Source organism: Clostridium tepidiprofundi DSM 19306, assembly GCF_001594005.1.
Lineage (GTDB): Bacteria > Bacillota > Clostridia > Clostridiales > Clostridiaceae > Clostridium_AC > Clostridium_AC tepidiprofundi.
In genome coordinates, this window is the sequence record NZ_LTBA01000169.1 from 1 (window position 1) to 537 (window position 537).

Here is a 537-nt window from a genome sequence, read left to right on the forward strand (position 1 = left end):
TTTAATATTAAGTGTTTCCATAACTACTCTTGATGGCTTGGTTTTCACTATCTTAGTAGTTGCTTGGTGTAAGTGATTGCTTCTAATATTAGATAATCTTCTATGAAGTAATCTAATTTGCTTTTCAAGTTTTATAATGTTGCTAGTTTTGACGAACTTCCTCCCTTCTTTATTTAATTCATATTTTCTTGATATTTTACGTTGCAACCTTCGTAATCTTTTTTCTAATTTCTTAACTAATCTTGTCTTATTGATGTTTTTAAAAGTCATTCCATTGGAGCATACTGCAAGGTCTTTTATGCCAACATCTATTCCTATGCTTTCATTGGTTAATCCTACTATTAGGTTCTCTCTCTCAATACCCACAGATAAATACCAATACTTTCCGTCAAAGCTTACTCTTGGATTAGTGTATTTTACATTCATTGGTATTTGTTCTGCTGTTTTTATCCAACCTACTTTTTCAATAAGAACTAATTTAGGTTTGACTTTTAGTTTTATATTGTCATTATAAAATGATGGTTTGCTTTTTCTTCT

1 protein-coding gene is annotated in these 537 nt (G+C 29.6%); it reads right to left on the reverse strand.

The window, feature by feature from the left end:
* On the reverse strand, positions 1–537 hold a 537-nt coding region (locus tag CLTEP_RS14265; protein WP_153016383.1), incomplete at both ends, for an RNA-guided endonuclease InsQ/TnpB family protein.